The sequence below is a fragment of the Bradyrhizobium sp. RDI18 genome, assembly GCF_043203335.1.
GTDB lineage: Bacteria > Pseudomonadota > Alphaproteobacteria > Rhizobiales > Xanthobacteraceae > Bradyrhizobium > Bradyrhizobium retamae.
Genome location: NZ_JBICRN010000008.1, coordinates 2,186,677 through 2,208,250, shown reverse-complemented (window position 1 = coordinate 2,208,250; position 21,574 = coordinate 2,186,677). Strand labels below are relative to the sequence as shown.

The window sequence follows — 21,574 nt, the reverse complement described above, 5'->3', positions numbered from 1 at the left end:
GCTGTCAGGCGTTAGAGATTGCGACTAGATGTTTCAATCGCGCCGCCGCGGCACCGCTATCAAGCGATTTCTGCCCAAGGGCGACGCCTTCCTTCAAGGTTTTGGCACGGCCGGCCACGATCAATGCCGCGGCCGCATTGAGAAGCGCGATATCGCGATACGGGCTTGGGGCGCCGTCGAGCACGCTTTGCAGCGCGACTGCATTGGCATCGGCATCGCCGCCCTTCAGCCCCACGCTGCCGCAGCGGGGGAGGCCGGCCTGTTCAGGGGTCACTTCGAAGGTGCGGATCTCGCTGGTCTCAATCGAGGCAACAAAGGTCGGGCCGGTCAGGGTGATCTCATCGAGTCCGTCCGAGCCGTGCACCACCCACACTGACTCAGCGCCAAGATTCTTCAACACCTGCGCCAAGGGCAGCACCCACTGCCGCGAAAACACTCCGACTATCTGTCGCTTGACGCCGGCCGGATTGCACAGCGGTCCGAGTAGATTGAAGATGGTGCGGGTAGCGAGCTCAATCCGGGTCGGGTGAACGTGCTGCATGGCGGGATGATGGACCGGCGCAAACATGAAGCCGATGCCGGCTTCGTGCACGCAGCGAGTGACGTCTTCAGGGGTGATGTCGATCCTTACGCCGAGCGACGCCACGACGTCGGCAGCGCCCGAGCGCGAGGACAGTGCGCGATTGCCATGTTTGGCAACCCTCACGCCAGCACCAGCGACGATGAAAGCGGCGCAGGTCGACACGTTTACCGAGCCCGAAGCGTCGCCGCCAGTGCCGGCAATGTCGACGGGATCGTGCGGCGCACTGACTCGCGGCATCTTACTCCGCATCGCGGAAGCGGCGCCGGTAATCTCTTCCACCGTCTCGCCGCGTACCCGCAGCGCCATGAGAAGTCCACCCACCTGCGCGGGTGTGGCTTCGCCTGACATCATGCTGTCGAAAGCGGATGCCGCTTCCTCGCGGCTCAGCGTGGCGCCGTCGGCGACTTTGCCAATAATCGAGTTGAAGGCGTTCATCGTGCTTTCGAACGTGCTAGCTGTTGCTAGTGGCAGCGGTTGCGTGGGCGAAGGCGACCTCGTTGATCGATGAGCCGATCCCGATGGTCCAGCTTGGTGACGAGGGCGGGAGGCCGCTTGTCGCACAACATGCTTGAAGACTCTCTTTTGGCTCTTCTCTCGTCCGATGCGAACTCGACAAACGGCACGATCTCGCAGCTTTCCGGCTTCATCAGTGGGAAGTCAATTCGAATAGGCGTCAGTTCCAAGCTTGAAATCATGTGCACGGCAACCCCGCTGCCGCGTTAGCCGATAACCATTGCTTGCGTGGTGTAGGTTTGGTCATAATTGGTTTCCAAGCCTACAACCTGACGCAGCGTAAGGTTCAACCCCTTCAGTGGCTTGGCTGAACATTATTCCAGTATTCCATTGTGCCGCTTCCTGAGGTACGAGGAAACAAGCGGCCAACTGCAGGCCGCCGCCATCGTGGAAAACCCCTTCCCAGCGCAGTCTGACTGATGTGAGAACACTCACTGCGGGCGTTTCCAGACAGACGTGCTCAAGATCCCTATGGGCGCAAAGAAGAATTGAAAAACGGCAGCCCGATACGTCCTCAGCCGACTTGTTCTGCAATGCCGACGTTTATTGCACCCAAGCGACGCGCGCGGTGAGGTGAGCGGAGCCGACATCGCGACATTGCAGATCCCGGCGCAACTCCTAGCCGCGTCCACGTGATTGCACGAAGCGGCGGATAGAGCATGTCGTCGTCCAATGTGGAATAGATGCGATTCAGAATCCCGAGCTTATGCACTATTCTTGATTGTGGCCTCCTCGAGTGCTCGCCGTACTGCGGCGCAAGAGGTTGCGGTACCGAAATAGTTAGCTAAACGCACATCGTGCCGGCTCGATGCCACTCGCTCGACCTGCCGCTTCAGATTGGCCATAACGGCGTGAAGCCCCGCATGACGATCAGGCACCGCCTCACAGTCCCGCGTTTTCCGGAGCCGGGGATACAGGGTGGGCGGGGCAAGGAATGGCAGGGTCCATGCGCGGGCCTCCCATTCTTTTTCAGGTGCGGGCGATCGTTAGACCAGCATTCTCAATGGCATCCAGGATCTTGCCTGCATAAGCCGGCGGGTCGGTTGGTGTTCGCCAGTCAGGGCGCCGTACGCCTCCTCGCGCTCAGCGAGCTTGTGCTCAGTATATTCGCCGCAGACATTGCAGGATCATCGGTCGACCGCTCCAGGGATCATGCGACGCAATTTCGCACCAGTTATCGGAGTTGCATTTCGGACACTGCATGGGCGGGGGCTCCTGGCGGTTCTCAGCTCGCGGGCTCGATTCTAGCCAACTCGAACGGGCGTTTGGGCAGCTTACCTCTGCAGAAGCATCGGGAGTGTGGAGCTCGTCTCGGACATTCCAGAAGCGAATAAAGCTAGCGAGGCCAGCGCGGAAGAAAGCGAAAAGACGTGGCAAACGCGCGCGGTCTTTGCAGCGCGCAAGCGGCGTGCCTTTGGGATCCTTGGTGGCTCACAAGTACTGAGCCTCGAAACCGCCCTTTCCGCTGCGGCGCAGGCGAACATTGCGAGCGCGGCCCCCAACGCAAAGGACAGCGTTGCTGAGGCGAGGGCGCCGATAAGGCTCAGATCGATTGTGGCTCTGGTTGATATACCTTCAAGGAACGCCAAGACTGCAAGCGCAGCTCCACAGTTGATCATATCAGAGCGCAAACGCAACCGGGACCGAATCGAGGGCTGCCTTTTTGACAAAGCTGCGAAGTCCGCCGTTGTGAAGGGGGCGCTGAGTATCTTCGCGGTTCGGGCCGTGATGCCATTTTCCATCTTTTACCACTGCTCGCGACCCGAGTGTTCTTCAAGCGCTATTTGTTTGTTTGGCATTGTCCACTAGGTGTACTCCTGGATCCGTTCGGGGGCGACGAAAACATCGCGTCGGGCGCGCGAAGAGCGAATCCGGCCTAAGGCGATAGCCCGGTTGCGTGTTTGCGACAGCACATCGCGTTCGTTCAACGACATATCGGCATCGGATACTCATAGATCATCATTTGCGTGATGACGTCGTACTGGCACAGACCATTTCTGAAACCGTTCGACGTGCTGCGTGAGGTTGCCAAACTTCAGCGGCTCACTGGTCCCCACCGAAACTGGTTTGAAGCCAATCTCCTCTAGCAGCTTCGAGAGTGTCGACGATGGGGCACATTGAAACCGGATCCGCCTGTCCTCAGATGAACTGACAACAACGCCGCCACGATTGCGAATAAAACCGTGAAGAGCGCCATCGATACCTCGCCGGTATTCGCCAGCAGCAAGCCAGCGATCCTTCACCAATGCTAGCGTTCGAGCTGCGTCATCCAAGGCGGTGATGGGCTTTGTCATCAATGAAACGGCGGCTTCTGGGTGGCATTCAATCCCTCGCTTCAACGGGACGGTGTTTGTTCTGCAGTACGGGACGACGGACCGGAATCGTGGTGGTGCGGTCAGGAATCGATCAGGGGGCACACGGACATTCCGATGACGCCCAGCGATCTGTTACGGCGCCGATCATCGGGGATGCGCGGATTACTCTGCTCTGCTTCTGACTGTCCTCTGTACCTTGCTCTGGTCGTTTCGGTGAAACGCTTTCGCGCTCGCCCTGGTCTTCGTCGCCGCAATCCTGCTCGCGATGATCTCTCCGGTCTTGTGCGACCCGTTAAGGGGACGCACGCACCGCTCCGACCGCACCGCAGTCGTTGTGATCCGCGTCGATGTGCGACGGCGCGCCGAGGCTGGACATTTCTTTCGGCTTGCGGCGCCTAATCTGTGCGGGCGGACGCGATGCATGGTGACGTTGATCGAGCGGATGCCGGCAAGGAAGCCGGCGCTGGCTTCGAGCTCGGGGCCAGCGTGCGCCGCGCTCGTCAGCGCCGAGCAGCGCCGCGGCGAAGGTGATGCGTTTCACTTGTCTTCCGTTCCGTGGGGTGTGGAGGTAGACCCGGCCGCCGATTTGAAAGCCAGCCAGATCGAAGGACGGGCATAATCGGCGCCTGGCGCTTTGCGATTATCGCGCCGACTTCCATTTCATTTGCGGCTGGATCGCGCTGCGCTAGCTCGATGATCCCGCCAAGGCGACCTCCGATCCGATCGCTACATTCTGAAGACGCCGTAATGTGGCGCCTCAATAGGTGTATTGAGCGAGGCGCTCAGGACGACTGCGAGCGCATTTCTGGTGTCGACAGGATCAAGAATGCCGTCGTCCCAGATTTCGGAGGTTGCATAATAGGCGCTCGATCGTTCCCGATACTCTTCCAGAATCGGCTCTCGAATAGCTGCCAACTCCTGCTCAGACAGGCGTCCACCCTCACGGGTTAATTGTCTTGCCTTGACATGGGTGAGCACGCCTGCTGCTTGCTCTGCACCCATCGCAGAAATCTGAGACTGCGGCCAGGTGAACATAAACCGTGGATCGAAAGCCCGTCCCGCCATAGCGAATGTCCCCGCTCCGTAGGAGCCGTTACAAACGACCGTGAATTTAGGCACCGACGCTCCAGAGACGGCCATGATCAGCTTCGCGCCATCCTTGGTGATGCCACGCCGTTCGTATTCGCGGCCGACCATGAAACCCGTGATATTCTGCAGGAAGAGCAGGGGTGTCCGATTCTTGTCGCACAGTTGGATAAAGTGAGCGCCCTTCAGCGCACTGTCGCTGAACAGCACACCATTGTTTGCAATAACCCCGATCTGATATCCATAAAGCCGCGCGAAGCCGCACACCAGAGACTCGCCATAGCGAGGTTGGTATTCGTGGAACCGGCTGCCATCCACCAGACGGGCGATGATCTCCCGCATGTCGAACTGCACTCGAGGATCCCTGGGAATGATGCCGTAGAGTTCGGACGCGTCGTACGCCGGTGGCTCCGGAGAGACTCGATCCATCGAGGCTTTCGTGGGACGATTGAAGCGAGCGACGATGTCCTGTGCGATGGCAATCGCGTGCATCTCGGAGCTTGCGAAATAATCACTCGTCCCAGACACGCTGGTATGCATATGAGCGCCACCAAGCTCTTCGGCGGATACCGTCTCGCCCGTGGCCGCTTTCACGACCGGGGGGCCTCCTAGAAAAAATCGCGCCCGTTCCCTCCACGATGATGTTGTAGTCGCTAAGCGCCGGGACGTACGCCCCTCCCGCGGTGCAATGACCCATTGCGATGGCGACTTGCGGCACTCCCATCTTCGAGAGAATGGACTGATTGCGGAAGATCTGACCCGCGTAGTATCGATCCGCGAAGAACTCCGCCTGCAAAGGCAGGAAACTACCAGCACAGTCGCACAGATGAACCACTGGCAGACGGTTCTCGATCGCTATGTCCAAGGCCCGCACGATCTTCTTGACAGACAACGGGTACCATGCGCCGCCCTTCACGCTGGCGTCATCCGCGTGAACAATGACCTCGCGACCCGCTACGATGCCGATGCCGACGACCTGCGCAGCGCCAGGCACCTCGCCGTCGTAAGCCTTGTTAGCGGCTAGCGTCGAAAGCTCGAGGAACGGAGTTTCTGGATCGAGCAAAGCCTCGATCCGATCACGTACAAACAACTTGTTTTGCCGACGCATGCGCTCAAGGTCTCGTTCAGGACGGTTGAAGCGGACGACACGTTGTCGTTCCTTCAATTCAGCCGCAAGTCGTCTATTGTGGAGTTCGTTGAGGCGGAATTCGTGGGATTTGACATCCGCTGCAGAAGCGATCCGCTGCATCTCAACGCCCTTCCTCTGAGAGCGTAACCAGCACTGCGCCTCGCTCGAAGCTCTCGCCTTCGTTGAAGTGAATTTGGTCGATCACGCCGTCCCGTGGAGAGCGTATGATGGTTTCCAACTTCATGCTCTCGATTTTCATCAGCGCCGTGCCTGCGGAAACGGGTTGACCAGGCGAAACGCTGGTCGTAACGACGAGACCCGGCATTGGCGCGCGGGCCAGGAGATGATCTGCCTCATTGTTCGCGCAAGCGAGCGTTCTCAACGGGTCGCGGTAGTGCAAAATGCGCGTCCTGCCGCGGATGTGCACGTGAATAACCTCGCCGTCGATGGCGAACCTAACCGGTTCGCTTTCGCCAGCGATGGTAAGGACGCCGCAACCGTCGCCTTGCTGGGAGAACGCGATTGGGGCAATCACTTCATTACGCAAGCGAAGGTGATAGCCCTGCTGACAGCGTGAAAGCGATAACTGATAATCTATGCCATCAACTTCAAAAGAGTGTTTCACGTCAGTTTCTCCAGCTGCCCAGCGCTGCGTGAAGCTCGGGCACGGCATCTGCCGATCTGCGGATAGGTCTCGTCAGGAGGGCGGCTGTGGCGAGGAAGGCAGATAAGTCGGACGCCGGCTCGCCCGATGCGATGTGCGGATTTTCCTCAAGATATCCCGTATGGATGTGTCCGCTCAGAAATGCCTCCTCACGGAGGATACGTGTGAGAAAGTTTGCATTTGTCTCGCAGCCGAGAAGCACCAGCTCCCGCATCGCGCGATGGGCCTTCAGCGCAGCCTCAATGCGCGTCGGCGAATGCGCGATGATCTTTGCGAGCATGGGATCGAACGCTGTCGTGATCTGCTGGCCTTGCAAGATGCCGCTGTCGATCCGTACGCCGTCGCCGTCCGGGTACTCAAGAACAAGTACCTTACCAGTCGTCGGAACATATCCACGTTCCGGGGCTTCCGCATACAGTCTAGCCTCGATCGCGTGTCCTCTCGAGACGATATCGGACTGCGAAAATCCAAGTTCGCGGCCCGCGGCGACATAGATCTGTTGAGCAACAAGATCGATGCCGGTGATCATCTCGGTCACAGTATGCTCGACTTGCAGTCGCGTATTCATCTCAAGAAAGTAGAACTCTCCGCCGTCAAAGATGAATTCGACAGTGCCTGCGTTTCGATAGTTGGCGGCGCGCGCGATGCTGGCGGCGGTTTCGCAGACCCGCTTGCGCAACTCTGGCGACAGCGCGGGCGACGGCGACTCCTCGATGATCTTCTGGAACCGGCGCTGCACCGAGCACTCCCGCTCAAAGAGATGGACCACGTTTCCGAAGGAGTCGCCGAGCACCTGTACTTCGATGTGCCGCGGGTTTTCGACATATCGTTCGACGTAAAGCCGGCCATCGCCGAAGTACGTCTGCGCCTCACTGCGCGCCTGCGCAATCGCGTCCTCCAGGGTAGCGAGGTCGCGTACGATCCGCATGCCCTTGCCGCCACCGCCCGCCGATGGTTTCACCAGCAAAGGAACTCCAACAGCTCGCGCCCTGAATGTGAATGTCGCTGGATCATCTTCTTCGATCGCCGAAGGTGCGACCGGAAAACCGTTCCGCTGAACGAAGTTGTGGGCCCGGATTTTATCGCCCATCAGTTCTATGCTTTCGGGGGCGGGCCCGATGAACGCAATGCCCGCCTTTATCACGGCCCTGGCGAACTCAGCATTCTCGGAGAGAAATCCATAACCCGGATGAAGGGCGGCGGCGCTCGCCTTGTGGGCAGCAGCGATGATTTGCGCGATATCGAGATAGGCCGCTATCGGCGTGTGACCGCTGATGGCAATCGCCGTGTCAGCCATGGAGACAGCCGGCGTCCCCGCATCGGCATCGTGGTAGACAATTGCAGAGCGAAGCCCCAGCCTTCGCAAGGTCTTGATGATCTGTACGGCAATCTCGCCTCTGTTGGCGATCAGAATGGTGTGGAAGGGTAATTCACGCATTTCGCCTATTCGTGCGCGATGCCGGGAGTGCCGTCAGTCGCAAGCGGTTGGTGCTGCCTCAATTGCCCGCGCGCTTTCATCTGTCCCCGTCCAGCGTTGCCGTCCTGGAATTCAGCCGGGGACTAGTCTTGAACGCGGGCAATCGAAGGCGCCGGCCTATTGACGCTGGCTCATTTCGAGCCTTCCTTTCCTTTGGCAGAGTCTCGAACTGATATCACGTAGCGACATTGGTCACTCAGGTTTGTGAACTTGGCTCTGAGACAGGCAGTAATGGCGCCTGCATCAGGTATGTGGCTGCCACAAAAGCGAAACACGTCCGGAGTGCAAGCCTCTCGCTCCTCCGGTGTCGCCGGCCGATCTCGCGCACCCGCCTGTTCGGTGCATAGAGCTGTTGTCGTCACAACAGCAACAGCAAGTGCTGTTGCAGAGCGGTGTGCTTTGAAGAACCAAGACCCATGCGTTCGCTGCTTTTGATTCACGACATCCTCTTCAAGTCGACACATCCTGCGGTATTGTTCGTCCTGCGCGAAGCGCAATATGACCTGTCTACCGGGAAACAGGCCGGAACCATTCAAAGCATTGACGGCCGCGGAAGCGCACTTTGCGTATCTGTACACCCATCGCAGCGGTGCCTCGGTCGCTTAGTCGTGAGATACCGTAATTTTCCGAGCGCGAGGTGGCGGCTAACAACCCGCCAGTCGGCCGATACCCAGAGCCGCCAAGCAGGGCGAAACAACGATTGCGGCCCGGCTAGACGAAAGAAGTTACGATAGCGGTAAGGTATACCCCGGGAGCAATTCCGGCATTCAGCTACGTCCAACACGCCCCCGAAGCTGCACCTGGTTGGGGAGTGCGAACCATTATCGGTCTGTAACAGCTGGGGCCATCACCCACATGGTGCGCTCTCGCGACCTGCATTCCACCTCTTGCGAGGAGCGGCACGCGTGACATCGGAGATCGAGATTGTGCCAAATGCTCGTCCTGTTCCGGCTGCAACTTGGCCAGTTCGCCATGCGCTCCATAGATCACTTCGCTTTCGGGGGAGTGCTCGAGGATCGTGACGGCGCCCTTGCGGCGTGAGCTTAAGAGTTTGGGACATTCGCAATTCTCATCACCTGGCGGGAGGCGTTTTAGATGGCCTTAGGGGCGCCACCTGCTTTTAAGATCGTACAATCTAACGCTGCGTACGATTCAAGCCCCTTCGAGGATTGCTCGTGTGGATATGTCCAAACTCGTGGGCCCCCACGAGCCATCTGGCGCGAATCAGAGTGAGAGGCCTTCACTGGCGCGGAAAATCTCAGTTTCATTCCCATCTAGGCCGAGGGCAGCCGTGCACGTGTTAGAAGTGACAGCTCCAGCACGGCTGATCCCTCCAAGCCGGCATGTCGGAGAGATCGAAACATTGGATTGGTTTGCGATCCCAGTCAGCGCAAATCGCGCGACGTGGTAGCAGTTCGAAGAGGGAAGAGCTTTCAAGCCCGAGATGGCGGGCGCTTTAGATGCTGCGCGTCTAAACCTTCGTCCTGGCAGAAACTTGACCGAGTGCGCTTTCGAAGGAGGTCGTGGCGGCTGGGGATGGTATCGTGCTGGATCCGGCTGCCACCGGGTGTGTACGAGGCATGGGCAAAGCAACTCTATCAACCGCTCAATGCGTGTGCACCCGCTTCGGCTTTCTCAAGCGAATCGCGCCCCGCGGCTTCGCTCCTTCCGAGATATAGGCAATTGGGCCGAATTTGTGAATTTTGCGGGGAGGGCGGCCCACGTAATGTTGGAGGGGCTATGTCGCATTTTCTTAATGTACGAACTGCATGCTCATTTGCATGAAACCGATAGATCCGTTCTACGATCCCAAATTCTGGCGAGGCCGTGCGGAAGCGACGCGGACCAAAGCGGTGTCGTTCGCTGAAGGCAAGTCCAGAGATAGGCTCCTTAAGATCGCCGAGGAATATGAGAAGCTAGCCCGACGCGCAGAGGAGTGGCCGACGCTTAAAGAGGATGGCGACGCAGAGCCCTGATGCTTCACTCGACAAAATCCGTACGCATCCGGCGTAGGCCGCAGGCTGATTGTATTAGGGCCTGTCCTCAAATAGCGGATTGAACGAAGCCGCTACCGCGGCGTGAACGGCGAGGTGGCGTAGAGCGCCTCCTGCCTGAGAGGATGTGGGTGTTGCAGCCCACCCTCTCAGACAGGAGTATTGAGATGGCCGATTTGAGCCCTCTTCGCCGCCGCATGATCGAGGACATGACAGTCCGCAATCTGTCGCCGGCGACGCAGCGATCCTACATCAGCGCGGTTTCGAAGTTCAGCCGTTATTTCGGCAAATCGCCGGATCGGTTGGAACTGGAAGACGTTCGCGCCTTTCAAGTGCATCTGGTCTCGACCGGCATATCATGGCCGGCGCTGAACCAAATCGTCTGTGCGCTGCGGTTTTTCTACGGCGTTACTCTCGGCGAGGCGCTGATCCCGGAACGCATTCCCTATGCGCGAGAACCGCGCAAGCTGCCGGTCGTTCTCAGCGCCGACGAAGTGGTCCAGTTCCTCGAAGCAGTGTCCAGCCTGAAGAGCCGCGCCGCACTGACCACCGCCTATGCGGCCGGGCTCAGGGCCTCGGAGGTCGCGGGACTGCGGATCGAAGACATCGACAGTGCTCGCGGTGTCATCCAGGTGCGCCACGGCAAGGGGGCGAAGGATCGCAACGTGATGCTGTCGCCCCAACTACTCGGCATCCTGCGCACCTACTGGCGGCTCGCCCGGCCGCGGGTTTATCTGTTCCCGGGACGCGACGAAGACCATCCAATCGATCAGACCGTGTTGCATGCCGCCTGCCGGTCGGCGGTGAAGGCTGCGGGCCTGACCAAGCGCGTCACGCTGCACACGCTGCGCCACAGCTTCGCGACACATCTTCTGGAGAACGGAACCGACATCCGGATCATCCAGGTTCTGCTCGAAGCAGAGACATACTGCCCACCAACCGCCGATCGAGGGGCGGATCTACTATCCGTTCCATCCACGGTGTGGCGAGACGGTGCTGATTGTCAGGAGATACGCCCACCGTGGGGCGGAGTCGGTCGTCATTCCGCAGCCTGACGGGTCGGTCGCCTGCATACCCGCGTGGATGACACACGAGTCAGCGGCGCGTCACCAGCTTCGTGCCGAGCCGCGGTTTTCCCTGGATATTCTGCGATCTCTGCGCGCCGAGATCGATGCGCTTCTAGGCTTTCTCCAATCCGACTCACGGAGGGAGGACGCCAACAATGAAGCACAAGGGCGCAAACATTCAGCCGGACCTGTTCGAAGAGGTCGAACCGGGCGTCTTGCCGGTCCCCGCACAGAAGGAGCAGTTGGCAACGCTGGTCGAAGCCCTGCTGCTGGAGATCGCGATGGCGCTGGCAAGCGGGGAGATCGGCGATGACCAAGATCACGGCTGACCACCTGGGCCGCGGCGCTTTTGTCTACATCCGCCAGTCGACGGCCGATCAGCTGCTGCACAATCCCGAGAGCCGCCGCCGTCAGTACGGGCTTGCCGATCGGGCCCAGCAGCTCGGCTGGACCACTGTCGAGGTCATCGACGATGATCTCGGCCGCTCAGGAGGTGGCATCAATCGGCCGGGCTTTGAGCGGCTGCTGGCCGCGATCTGCGAGGGCCGGGTCGGTGCCGTGTTGGCGATCGAGGCTTCTCGGCTGGCCCGCAACGGCCGCGACTGGCACACGCTGATCGAGTTCTGCGGACTTGTCGGGACCATCATCGTAGACGAGGATGGAATCTATGATCCGCGGCACCCCAATGATCGCCTGTTGCTCGGCATGAAGGGCACCATGAGCGAGCTCGAACTGTCGCTCTTTCGCCAGCGTTCACACGAGGCGCTGAAGCAGAAGGCGCGCCGCGGCGCGCTATTCCTCGGCGTCGCGGCCGGCTATGTGCGGATCGGGCGTGACCGGATCGAGAAGGACCGGATCAGCGGGTGCAGGACGCCATCAGGCTGGTCTTTGCCAAGTTCGCCGAGCTGCAAAGCGTGCGACAGGTGCATGTGTGGCTGCGCGACGAGGGCATTGCATTGCCTGTTGCAAGCCATAGCGCGGCGGACGGGCACGGCATTGTTTGGAGGCTGCCGCTCTACAACACCGTGCACAATGTCCTGACCAACCCCGTCTATGCTGGCGCCTATGCTTTTGGGCGCACGGTGAGCAAGGTCAGCGTCGAGAACGGCCGCAAGCGCGTCAAGCGCGGCCTGCGGCGCCCATTGGCCGAATGGGACGTGCTGCTCACGGATCAGCACGAGGGCTATATCTCCTGGAGCGAGTTCGAGAGGAACCAGCAGGTGATTGCTGACAATGCGACCGGTAAGGGCAGCGCCGCGGTCAGAGGAGCGGTACGGCGCGGGGAGTTGCTTCTCGCAGGGCTCCTGCGCTGTGGCCATTGCGGCCGCAAGCTGTATGTGGCCTACGGGGGCAAGGCGGGGCGCTATTATTGCCAGGGCGCTCTCGTGAACCACGGCACGGAGCGATGCATCTCATTCGGTGGCTTGCGCGCCGATCATGCTGTCGGCACGGAGGTTCTCCGGGTCTTGAAGCCGCTCGGCATCGATGCCGCAGTGAAGGCGCTTGACGCTCAGACGAGCGAGACATCAGCCGCCCAGAGACAACTGGAGCTGGCGCTGCAACAGGCGCGCTTTTCGGCAGCTCATGCCCGCCGGCAATATGACGCGGTCGATCCCGACAATCGTTTGGTGGCCGGCGAGCTGGAGCGCCGTTGGAACGGAGCGCTGCAGGCGGTACACCGGATCGAAGGCGAGATCGCGGCAATTGATGCGAGGAAGCCAGCGCCCCTGGGAGAGAACGAGCGGCGGCACTTGATGCAACTCGGCGCCGATCTTGAGCTCGCCTGGTTGCACCCGGCTGCGACAGCCGCGACACGCAAGAGGATCTTGCGTGCGGCACTGCACGAGATCGTCGTGAGAGTCGAAGATGGCTTCATCGAGATGGTGTTGCATTGGCAGGGCGACGACCACACCGCGCTGAAGCTGAAGATGAATGGCGCCGGCAAGCATCGCTGGACAGTGCCCGATGATACATTGTCGTTGATCCGCGAGTTGGCGCGCCTGATACCCGACAAGCAAATCGCGCGGCTTCTCAATCGCGCCGGCAAGTCAACTGGGCGTGGCAATGGCTGGACCAAGGCGCGCGTTTGCTCGTTCCGCAGCCACCACGGCATCGCCGTCTATCGCGAGGGCGAGTGGGCCGAGCGGGGCGAGATAACGCTTGAGGCGGCGGCACAAATCATGGAAGTGAGCGTCATGACGGCGCTACGCATGATCCGACACGGCAGCATCAAAGGGCGTCAGCTTTGCAGAGGCGCGCCCTGGGCGATCAAGGCCGCAGACGTGGCCGCGTACCGAGAGCAGAACGCCTCGCGGCGCCCGCTAACATCAGGTCTCACCCAGCAGAGCTTTAAGTTTCAATGACATAGAAGGAGCGCATTATGGCGCGTGGCTGCTCGGGCACAATAACCTGTCGTCGACGGCGCGCTACACGCAGGTCGCCACCCATACGATCCGGGCGACGCAGAGCCCGCTCGACCGCCTGTCGCTGGAGGTGACGCCACCGGGATGACGACGCGTCCGGGATGCGGGTTATGGCCCGCCCCGACGTCCGTCCGCACGGACCCGCCATCGAGATTGCCGATATCTTGCGCCGGCATGGCGACGCCTATCGCCGTTTGCATGCCGGTCATCTCGGTCGGGTCGAGCGGCGCGTGATGAGTGCGATCGTTGTGTGCCGAACCGAGGCGCTCGGCGGTCACATGGAGGCTTGCGACGACTGCAGCATGACACGCATCGCTTATAATTCCTGCCGGAATCGGCATTGTCCGAAGTGTCAGGGGCGAGCCCGAGCCGCGTGGCTTGCCGCGCGAGAAGCCGACCTGCTGCCGGTTCCCTATTTCCACGTCGTCTTTACGCTTCCTGCACCGATCGCAGCGATCGCTTTCCAGAACAAGGCCGTCGTCTATGCCATCCTGTTTAAGGCCGCCGCTGAGGCGATGACGACGCTTGCTGCCAATCCGCGACGGCTCGGTGCAGAGATCGGCGGCGTCGCGGTCCTGCATACCTGGGGACAGGCGCTGACGCATCATCCTCACATTCACTGTGTCGTGCCGGGCGGCGGCCTCTCGCCCGATGGCGCGCGCTGGATCGCCAGCCGACCAAACTTCTTCCTGGCCGTCAAACCGCTCGCCCGGCTGTTCAGACGCCTGTTCCTCGAACGTCTGACCGCCGCCTTCGACGCCGGCACCCTGAACTTCTTCGGCGATCTCGCATCCCTGGCCGAGCCTGCTGCCTTCGCAGCTCACCTCCTCGCTATGCGGCGCATCAGCTGGGTCGTCTATGCCAAGCGGCCGTTCGGCGGCCCCGCGCAGGTGCTGGCCTATCTCGGCCGCTATACCCATCGCGTTGCAATCGCCAACAGCCGGCTCGTAGCCCTCGACGAGGATCACGTCGCCTTTACCTGGAAGGACTACCGCCAGAACGGCGCGACAAGGATCATGAAGCTCAAGGCCGACGAGTTCATCCGCCGCTTCCTTCTTCACACGCTGCCCGATGGCTTCCATCGCATCCGCCACTTCGGCTTCATGGCCAACCGCCATCGCGCTGCCAAGCTCGCCCTTTGCCGCGAACTTCTCGATCGCGAGCGAACAGCCCCAAACGATGGCCAGCCGCCGCCTGTGGATTCGGAAGCTCAAACCTGGGCCGAGGTTCCTGCCTGTGCCGATTGTGGTGGCGTCATGCGCATCATTGAGCGCTTTCGACACAGCTTCAGCCGCTCCAGCCCTCGAACACCACCGTTCCGATGCGACACATCGTGAGCCAAGTCATGCCGTGCACGACGATCATCATTCGTCATTCCGCTCCCAGCGTCTCGATCATCGCGGACGATGTCGAATCCGTGCTGTCACACTGCGCGACAACAACCGTCCGATGCAACAAAAAGTCTATCGTGATCTCCGGCGAAGCGCGTCTGGTCTCAACTCTTCCCCGATGCGCACATCTCGTGTCTCTGCCTCACGCGCCGAGCCAGCAGATCGGGCCTTGCGATCTCAAACAATCCCCATAGCGTAAAATCGCGCATAGCCTCCCGCGCCTTCGTTCAATCCGGCTTCAATGAGGTCGCGTCATAAGCGCCTGCCGCGCCCTCGCGTGAGCGCGACCTCACAGAACCCTCCAGATTCCCAAGGCGTTCACCAAGTGATTCATGGGAGGTCAACTTGATTCGGAGTTGACTGAATGCGCCGCTATGCCCTTCGCGATGACCAATGGGAGCGTATCAAGGACCTTCTGCCCGGCCGTGAGGGGCATGTCGGTGTCACCGCCAAGAATAACCGGCTGTTTGTCGAGGCGGTACTGTACCGATATCGCGCAGGCATTCCCTGGCGGGACCTGCCGGAACGCTTCGGCGATCCGATAAAGATTCACACGCGATTTTCCCGCTGGGCGGAGAGCGGGGTGTGGAAGAAGGTATTCGAGGTTCTGGCCGCCGATGCGGACAATGAGTACGCCATGATCGACAGCAGCATTGTGCGCGCGCACCAGCACAGTGCCGGGGCCCAAAAAAAGACGGCCAAGACCAGGCGATCGGGCGCAGCAAGGGCGGATTGAGCACCAAAATCCACGCCATGGTCGACGCACTGGGCAATCCCACCGCGTTTTTCCTGACTGCGGGCCAAGCCCATGATTTGGAAGGAGCCGATGAGTTGCTGCCTCACATGCAGGCCGAAACCCTGCTGGCGGACAAAGCCTTCGATGCCGACCAGCGCGTGATCGAACCTCTGCTTGCGGCAGGAAAACAGTTCGTGATCCCACCCAAGAGCAATCGAAAGGTCCAGCGCACCTTCGATCGGGAGATGTACAAGGCGCGCCACCTGATGGAGAACTTCTTCTGCAAGCTCAAGCAGTACCGGGCAATTGCCACACGCTACGACAAGACAGCCAGAAATTTCCTCGCTGCGATCCACTTGGCCGCTGCTATCATCTGGCTCAATTGAGGACAGGCTCTAGTCGGGCGGCCAGCGCTTGAGCCAAGTCGGATTTTCTTTGTGCATCCGGACGAGCTCGATCAGATTTTCGATTCCGAAATCGGTAAAGGCCATGACGCCGTTTGTTCGCCGGCGCCATAGACCCAGATGACGCCGACCTCGGGATTTGGTCGCTCCGGCCCCTGAAACCGGGAGGCCTATTTAGGAAATAGTCTCGCTTGCCAAACGCTTTCTCGGCATATTGATCGATCGAAACGATGATCGCTTGGCCGTGTTGGTGGCAGGCGTCGAAGCGGCCGGGTACTCCTGGTGCGGCCGCGCCGCGACAAGCTTTGGATGTTTCCTGGCGGGCGCCGGCGCGGCCGCGAAACGGCGGAGCAGTGCCTCTGGCGCGAGATCAAGGCGCCAGTATGTGGCGTCGCAGGATTTAGGCAAGCGCGAGGCGGCGAATTGTCGTGCGTTTTCGTGTGCAATGTCGTGTTCGCAACATGTTGGCAGATACCAAACAAGTGCGGCTTTGGCTTTCGGAGAGAAAGAACGCGCGGCGCTTCGTTTTGCGTCCAGCTCCCGCGCAGCGGTCCGTGCGCGGGAGCATTAGGCGATTGGCCCGGCTTTTGCTCCCTTGTTTGCCAACGGTGTGCGGCTCTCTGCTTTGTCGGGATCGGCCGTTGCAGAATGTGTATCTCGATGTGACCAAAGGCGATGCCATGAAGAATTGGAGTTCCGTGACAACCAAGCTGCTAGGCACGGCCACTGTTGCAATGGCCTTGACGACGCCCACCGCGCTGGCGGTCGAATACAAAAGGGATAATAGCAGCAATCCTAGCCTCCGGGACGTTCCTGAAAACAGGAGCGTGCTTGCCCAGATCACAGTCACCTCGGAACGACCAGCAAGCTTCACGCTTGCGAACGGCCTGCAGGTAGTGGTGATCCCCGATCATCGCACCCCGGTCGTGACCCATATGATTTGGTATAAGGTCGGCTCCGCCGACGACACGCCGGCCAAGTCGGGGCTTGCGCATTTCTTCGAACACCTGATGTTCAAGGGCACAGCCAAGCATCCGCCCGGCGAATTCTCCCAGACCGTTCTGCGCGTCGGCGGCAATCAGAACGCCTTCACCTCGCCCGACTACACCGGCTATTACCAACGCGTGCCGCGCGAGCAGCTCGGCAAGATGATGGAATTTGAGGCCGACCGGATGACCGGCCTCATTCTCAAAGATGAGAACGTGCTGTCCGAGCGCGACGTGGTGCTCGAGGAATTCAACATGCGCGTCGCCAACAATCCCGATAGGCGGCTCACCGAGCAGATCAGGGCGGCGCTTTACCTCAACCACCCCTACGGCCGCCCTAATCTTGGCTTTCGCCAGGAGATCGAGAAGCTCGACCGCGAGGACGCGCTCGCGTTCTACAAGCGCTTCTACGCGCCGAATAACGCGATCCTGATCATCGCCGGCGACGTCGATCCCAAGGAAATCCGCCCGATGGTGGAAAAGAATTTTGGCGACATTCCTGCACAGCCCGCGATCCCCGCGAAGCGCGTGCGGCCACAGGAGCCGACGCCCGCGGCACCCCGCACCGTGACGCTCTCCGATCCCCGCGTCGAGCAGCCGTCCTTGCGCCGCTATTACCTGGTGCCGTCGGCTACCACTGCGGCCGCAGGCGAGAGCCCTGCGCTCGAGGTGCTCGCGCAGTTGATGGGCGGCGGGATCAACTCCTATCTCTACCGTGTGCTGGTGACCGACAAGCAGCTCGCCATCAGCACGGGCGCGAGCTACCAGGGCACCTCGCTTGATGCCTCGCAATTCATGATTTCGGCCACGCCGAAACCTGGCGTCGAATTCGCCAAGATCGAGGACGCGATCGACAAGGTGATCGCCGACCTCGCGCAAAATCCCGCGCGCGCCGAGGATCTCGAGCGCGTCAAGACCCAATTGATTGCGCAAGCGATCTACGCCCAGGATGACCAAGAGGCGCTTGCGGGCTGGTATGGCGCCGTGCTCACCACCGGGCTCAGCATCGACGATATCCGAAGCCGGCCGGACCGCATCCGGGCCGTCACCGCCGAGCAGGTGCGCGAGGCCGCGCAAGCATGGCTCGACAAGAAACGCTCGGTGACCGGCTATCTGATCAAGGAATCAGCGCCCAAACGTAAGGAGAAGCGCTCGTGACCTATTCTCTCACTCGGCGTGCCGTCCTCGGTGGGGCCTCGCTCGCGATCGCGACGCTCGGCTCTGCACCATCATTTGCCGCTACCAAGATCCAGCGCCTGATCTCGCCCGGCGGCATCGAAGCCTGGTTCGTGCAGGAGGCCACCGTCCCGCTGATCGCGATGAAATATGCCTTCGGCGGCGGCGCCAGCCAGGATCCGGCTGAGAAGCCCGGCGTCGGTCACCTGGTCGCCAGCCTGCTCGCCGAAGGCTCCGACGATCTCGATTCCAAGAGCTTTCACGAGCGGCTCGATCGCCGCGCCATTGAGCTGAGCTTTGACTCGTCCCGCGATCAGTTTCGCGGCTCCTTGCGCATGCTCAAGGACAACAGGGACGAGGCCTTCGACCTTTTGCGAATGGCGCTGACCTCGCCGCGTTTCGATGCGGCCGATGTCGAACGGATCCGTACCGCGGTGCTCGCGAAGCTTCGGCGTGACTCCACCAATCCTTCAACGCTCGCCGATCGCAAGTTCTTCGAAGTCGCCTTCAACGATCATCCTTATGGCCGCCAGGCCGGAGGCACGGTCGAGAGCGTGCCGAAGATCGACGTCGCCGATCTGAAGGACTATGTCCGCCGCGTGATCGCCAAGGACACGCTCAAGATCGCGGTGGTCGGCGACGTCGATCCAGAGAGCCTCGGAAAATTGCTCGACAAGACCTTTGGCAGCCTGCCGGCCAAGGCGCAGTTGACAGAGGTCCCCGATGTGGTTGCGGCAAAGCCGCCGCAGCGCGTCTACGTTCCGCTCGACGTGCCGCAGAGCGTCGTGACCTTCGGTGGTCCCGGCGTCCGCCGCAGCGGGCCGGATTTCATGGCGGCCTATGTCGTCAACCAGATCCTCGGCGGCGCCGGTCTGTCGTCGCGGCTGTTCCGCGAAATCCGCGAGAAGCGTGGGCTCGCCTATTCCGTCCGTGAGACGCTCTTGTGGATGGATCATTCCGCGCTGTTCGTCGGCAATACCGGCACCCGCGCCGATCGCGCCGGCGAGACGGTGGAAGAGATCGAAAAGCAGGTCCGTCGCATGGCTGAGGAAGGCCCGACCCAACAGGAACTCGATAATGCCAAGTCGTACCTGAAGGGCTCGCAGATGCTGGCGCTCGATACCTCGTCAAAGCTTGCGCAGGCGCTGCTGCAATACCAGATCGACAAGCTGCCGATCGACTATATCGAGAAGCACTGCGCGCTCGTCGATGCGGTGACGCTGGAGGATGCCAGGAAGGCGGCGCAGCGGCTGTGGGGCCAGGGTCTGCTCACCGTCATCGTCGGCCGCTCCCCACTGGCCGCAGCCCGGTCGACCACCGCGCCATCGGCCGCAACGCCGCCGTCCACAGCACAGCCGGCTGCCGCGCCATCCGCCGCAACGCCGGCAACACCCAATTGACCTTTGTGTTCGTGAGGTGACATTCGGTGCGCGTTAAGGACAAGCTGTCATATAGCCGTTATTTGGCCGACGTCCGACCTGCCTACATCAAGGGGCGGCCTCGCGAGAGCCCGTCACTTCAGTTAGTCGTTACGCATCCGACGACTGCCGCGCAACGATTACGCGCGCGCATAGACGGTCTGGGTTATGATGGTCGCTAGCCGGTTGAGACGTTCAGGTTGCAACGGACCGCTGATCAGAGGTTTTTTCGACCGCGCGTAGCCTTTTCCATTCCCAAGGAAGCAGCTCGTGCAGGCGCGAGGCAGGCAGATCGGCGATACGGGCCAGAACATCGGCGAGCCAGGCTTGCGGGTCGACATCGTTGAGGCGTGCGGTGGTGAGAAGCGTCAGCATGACAGCGGCGCGGTCTGTCCGCGCTGAGAACCGGCAAAGGTCCAATTGCGTCTTCCGAGAGCGATACCGCGCAGCGCTCTTTCCGCAGCGTTGTTGGTCAGGCAGATTCTGCCATCATCAAGGAAGCGGGCGAAGTCGGCCCAGCGCTTGAGCATGTAGTCGATCGGCTCGCGAACCGCGGAGGAGCGCGAGAGTGTGGCGCGTTCGGTGGTCATCCATTCGTGCATCGCATCGAACAGCGGCTTGCTCTTTTGCTGTCGCACGCTAAGCCGCTCGGCGGCGGTCAAGCCGTTGATCTCGCGCTCGATGACGAAGAGTGCATCGAGGCGTCTGACCGCCTCCAGCGCTATCGGGGAGATCGGCTTACCCTTCTTGCCCTCCCGGGCATTTTTTGCGATGTCGGCCAGCTCGAAGAACTTTCGCCTCGCATGCGCGAGGCAAAATGCCGGCATGATCGGCAGCGCTTTCTTCTTCGGATCGAACAGCGGCTCGAAGCCGTTGTAGCAGTCCGCCCGGAGGATTCCACTGAACCGGGCCAGATGTTTTTGTGGATGCTCACGGACATCGGATCGCGATACGCACCCAACCTTGGGAAGCCTGCCAAAAGAATGCCGAGATTGCGGTACATCGCATCCATAACGCGGGAGGCTTCGCGGAGGTAGGTGCTCCGTCCCTCCTCAGTATCGGGATAGACAAGTTTGGGGCTTGTTTTGATGTGCTCGAAAAAAAGCGGCGAGGTCGCCACCAAAGCCAAGCGAGTTCTTTAATCTTTCCATCTCTCCGTGGATCCGGGCGACCTCCTCCAGCCCGTACTCGTGGATTTGTGTCGCCGACAGCTCCGTCGTGGTCATGTGCCTGAGCGCCTGCGCGTAGAACTCAACCCCGTTGGGGGCTTCCAGGCGCCATCGTCCGTGCTGGACGAGGCCTCGAGCCGGCCCGCCGCCGCAATCAAATCGACGTAGGCCGGCTGGACGAACCTGATCATTGCTTCGATGGCTGCTTCAATAAGCTTGGGCTTCATCACGTAAGATATGGGCAGCGCCTCGATCTTCGCGCGGAAGTCCGCAAGCCACGTCGAGTCGTTTCCTGAAGCATGAAAGGGCACGCCGCCCAGAAGAATGCGACAATCCCGGATGACCTTGTCGTAAACAAAACCGGGGAGCAAGGATCCCCTTGCGAGAACGCAACTCGACACCATCGATGACTTGTGCGACCAACCTGCGGACGCCCTCGAGGCGAGAGATGTACCCCCCGCCACCATTCCCGCGTTGATCAGTGAAGTGGGTCATATGGCGCAAGAGATGGTTGTCACGACCCCTGTAATTGGTCCACGGCAGGTAAGCGGCGTCGGTGCTTAAGCGCCAACGCTCCGTGAGCATGGTTTCGGCGCTTAGACCGACATGAAATGCATCCCAGTTAGTATGCTGGCTGCCAATGATTCTGTCAGCCGGCGCCGGCATATATACATGGGGTTGGCGATTTGCACGCATCCCGTCGAGTCGGAGCTCTGGCCGTAATAAGGCCAGCCGATGAATGCGCCGACCTTATAGTTGGTGCCGCGCAGCAAATCGTAACCGGCGTCGGCCGTGTAGTATGTGAACCTTCCGTTGGCCTGGCCTGATACGTTGTTGATATAGGGCAACGAGCGTTCGATGCCCCAATCTTCATTGTTTATGTTTCCTTTGTTCCTTTGTTGAAGCGCCCGAGGCCAATATTGCCCTTCAGGAATATTCCCCACGGGCTGTCAAGACGGCCAAATAGTTCTCCGGAAAGTCCGTCCAGTCCGTGATAAGTGAGCCTCGAGATAAGAATGCTAGGATCTCCAGGTATATGAGGC

At 60.5% G+C, this 21,574-nt stretch carries 17 protein-coding genes and 4 pseudogenes; 12 read left to right on the top strand and 9 right to left on the bottom strand.

From position 1 onward, the window contains the following. Positions 1-4: 4 nt before the first annotated feature. Positions 5-1,018 (bottom strand): anthranilate phosphoribosyltransferase, encoded by a 1,014-nt coding sequence (gene trpD / locus ACFXS9_RS19740; RefSeq protein ID WP_392691325.1) that lies wholly within the window; start codon positions 1,016-1,018, stop codon positions 5-7. A 1,377-nt stretch (positions 1,019-2,395) separates the two neighbouring features. Here trpD and ACFXS9_RS19735 point away from each other — a divergent pair. Then, positions 2,396-2,905, top strand: coding sequence for a hypothetical protein (locus ACFXS9_RS19735; protein ID WP_392691323.1), 510 nt, complete (start codon positions 2,396-2,398; stop codon positions 2,903-2,905). Positions 2,906-3,045: 140 nt separating this feature from the next. Here ACFXS9_RS19735 and ACFXS9_RS19730 read toward each other — a convergent pair whose 3' ends face one another. After that, the gene (locus tag ACFXS9_RS19730) at positions 3,046-3,390 is read right to left on the bottom strand and encodes a hypothetical protein (RefSeq protein ID WP_392691320.1); all 345 of its coding nucleotides are present in this window, start codon (positions 3,388-3,390) and stop codon (positions 3,046-3,048) included. Between the two features lie 442 nt (positions 3,391-3,832). Between ACFXS9_RS19730 and ACFXS9_RS19725 the strand changes: the two genes are divergently transcribed. Further along, positions 3,833-4,030 carry a hypothetical protein gene (locus tag ACFXS9_RS19725; RefSeq protein WP_392691317.1) on the top strand — a complete coding sequence of 66 codons (198 nt, stop codon included), beginning with the start codon at positions 3,833-3,835 and terminating at the stop codon, positions 4,028-4,030. A 107-nt stretch (positions 4,031-4,137) separates the two neighbouring features. Here the strand turns inward: ACFXS9_RS19725 and ACFXS9_RS19720 are convergent. From ACFXS9_RS19720 to ACFXS9_RS19710, 3 genes and pseudogenes are all read right to left on the bottom strand, one after another. Beyond that, positions 4,138-5,746: pseudogene (locus tag ACFXS9_RS19720) on the bottom strand (acyl-CoA carboxylase subunit beta). A 1-nt stretch (position 5,747) separates the two neighbouring features. Then, complete coding sequence (locus ACFXS9_RS19715) at positions 5,748-6,251, bottom strand: biotin/lipoyl-containing protein (RefSeq protein WP_057847577.1); 504 nt, start codon at positions 6,249-6,251, stop codon at positions 5,748-5,750. A gap of 1 nt (position 6,252) precedes the next feature. Next, positions 6,253-7,728 (bottom strand): acetyl/propionyl/methylcrotonyl-CoA carboxylase subunit alpha, encoded by a 1,476-nt coding sequence (locus ACFXS9_RS19710; protein WP_392691314.1) that lies wholly within the window; start codon positions 7,726-7,728, stop codon positions 6,253-6,255. Between the two features lie 2,200 nt (positions 7,729-9,928). Here ACFXS9_RS19710 and ACFXS9_RS19705 point away from each other — a divergent pair. The 10 genes and pseudogenes from ACFXS9_RS19705 (at position 9,929) to ACFXS9_RS19660 (ending at position 19,344) form a co-directional block, all read left to right on the top strand. Then, positions 9,929-10,816, top strand: a complete 888-nt coding sequence (locus ACFXS9_RS19705) for a site-specific integrase (protein ID WP_392691312.1) — start codon at positions 9,929-9,931, stop codon at positions 10,814-10,816. 167 nt (positions 10,817-10,983) lie between these two features. Next, positions 10,984-11,157 (top strand): hypothetical protein, encoded by a 174-nt coding sequence (locus ACFXS9_RS19700; protein ID WP_247834210.1) that lies wholly within the window; start codon positions 10,984-10,986, stop codon positions 11,155-11,157. Next, positions 11,138-11,869 carry a recombinase family protein gene (locus ACFXS9_RS19695; RefSeq protein WP_392691308.1) on the top strand — a complete coding sequence of 244 codons (732 nt, stop codon included), beginning with the start codon at positions 11,138-11,140 and terminating at the stop codon, positions 11,867-11,869. The genes ACFXS9_RS19700 and ACFXS9_RS19695 overlap by 20 nt, the downstream gene beginning before the upstream one ends. Next, the gene (locus ACFXS9_RS19690; protein WP_392699873.1) at positions 11,752-13,191 is read left to right on the top strand and encodes a recombinase family protein; all 1,440 of its coding nucleotides are present in this window, start codon (positions 11,752-11,754) and stop codon (positions 13,189-13,191) included. The genes ACFXS9_RS19695 and ACFXS9_RS19690 overlap by 118 nt, the downstream gene beginning before the upstream one ends. Before the next feature lie 28 nt (positions 13,192-13,219). Further along, positions 13,220-13,339: pseudogene (locus ACFXS9_RS19685) on the top strand (integrase); the annotation flags it as partial. A gap of 22 nt (positions 13,340-13,361) precedes the next feature. Beyond that, positions 13,362-14,588, top strand: coding sequence for an IS91 family transposase (locus ACFXS9_RS19680; RefSeq protein WP_392691305.1), 1,227 nt, complete (start codon positions 13,362-13,364; stop codon positions 14,586-14,588). Between the two features lie 418 nt (positions 14,589-15,006). Further along, positions 15,007-15,764, top strand: a protein-coding gene (locus ACFXS9_RS19675) for an IS5 family transposase (RefSeq protein ID WP_392691302.1) whose coding sequence is annotated in 2 segments (ribosomal slippage) — positions 15,007-15,337 and positions 15,337-15,764 — 759 coding nt in all. Because the reading frame shifts where the segments join, the coding sequence is not laid out codon by codon here. 297 nt (positions 15,765-16,061) lie between these two features. Further along, a pseudogene (locus ACFXS9_RS19670) lies at positions 16,062-16,157 on the top strand (NUDIX hydrolase); the annotation flags it as partial. A gap of 305 nt (positions 16,158-16,462) precedes the next feature. Continuing rightward, positions 16,463-17,926, top strand: a complete 1,464-nt coding sequence (locus ACFXS9_RS19665) for a M16 family metallopeptidase (RefSeq protein WP_392691300.1) — start codon at positions 16,463-16,465, stop codon at positions 17,924-17,926. Further along, the gene (locus ACFXS9_RS19660; RefSeq protein ID WP_392691297.1) at positions 17,923-19,344 is read left to right on the top strand and encodes a M16 family metallopeptidase; all 1,422 of its coding nucleotides are present in this window, start codon (positions 17,923-17,925) and stop codon (positions 19,342-19,344) included. Before ACFXS9_RS19665 ends, ACFXS9_RS19660 begins: the two co-directional genes overlap by 4 nt. Positions 19,345-19,557: 213 nt before the next feature. Here ACFXS9_RS19660 and tnpC read toward each other — a convergent pair. From tnpC to ACFXS9_RS19640, 4 genes and pseudogenes are all read right to left on the bottom strand, one after another. Further along, a pseudogene (gene tnpC / locus ACFXS9_RS19655) lies at positions 19,558-20,294 on the bottom strand (IS66 family transposase); the annotation flags it as partial. A gap of 120 nt (positions 20,295-20,414) precedes the next feature. Then, positions 20,415-20,588, bottom strand: a complete 174-nt coding sequence (locus ACFXS9_RS19650; protein ID WP_392691294.1) for a DUF885 family protein — start codon at positions 20,586-20,588, stop codon at positions 20,415-20,417. Continuing rightward, positions 20,585-20,902, bottom strand: coding sequence for a hypothetical protein (locus ACFXS9_RS19645; RefSeq protein WP_392691291.1), 318 nt, complete (start codon positions 20,900-20,902; stop codon positions 20,585-20,587). Before ACFXS9_RS19645 ends, ACFXS9_RS19650 begins: the two co-directional genes overlap by 4 nt. A gap of 225 nt (positions 20,903-21,127) precedes the next feature. After that, positions 21,128-21,475: a hypothetical protein gene (locus ACFXS9_RS19640; RefSeq protein WP_392691289.1), complete on the bottom strand. Its 348-nt coding sequence runs from the start codon at positions 21,473-21,475 to the stop codon at positions 21,128-21,130. Positions 21,476-21,574: the final 99 nt, after the last annotated feature.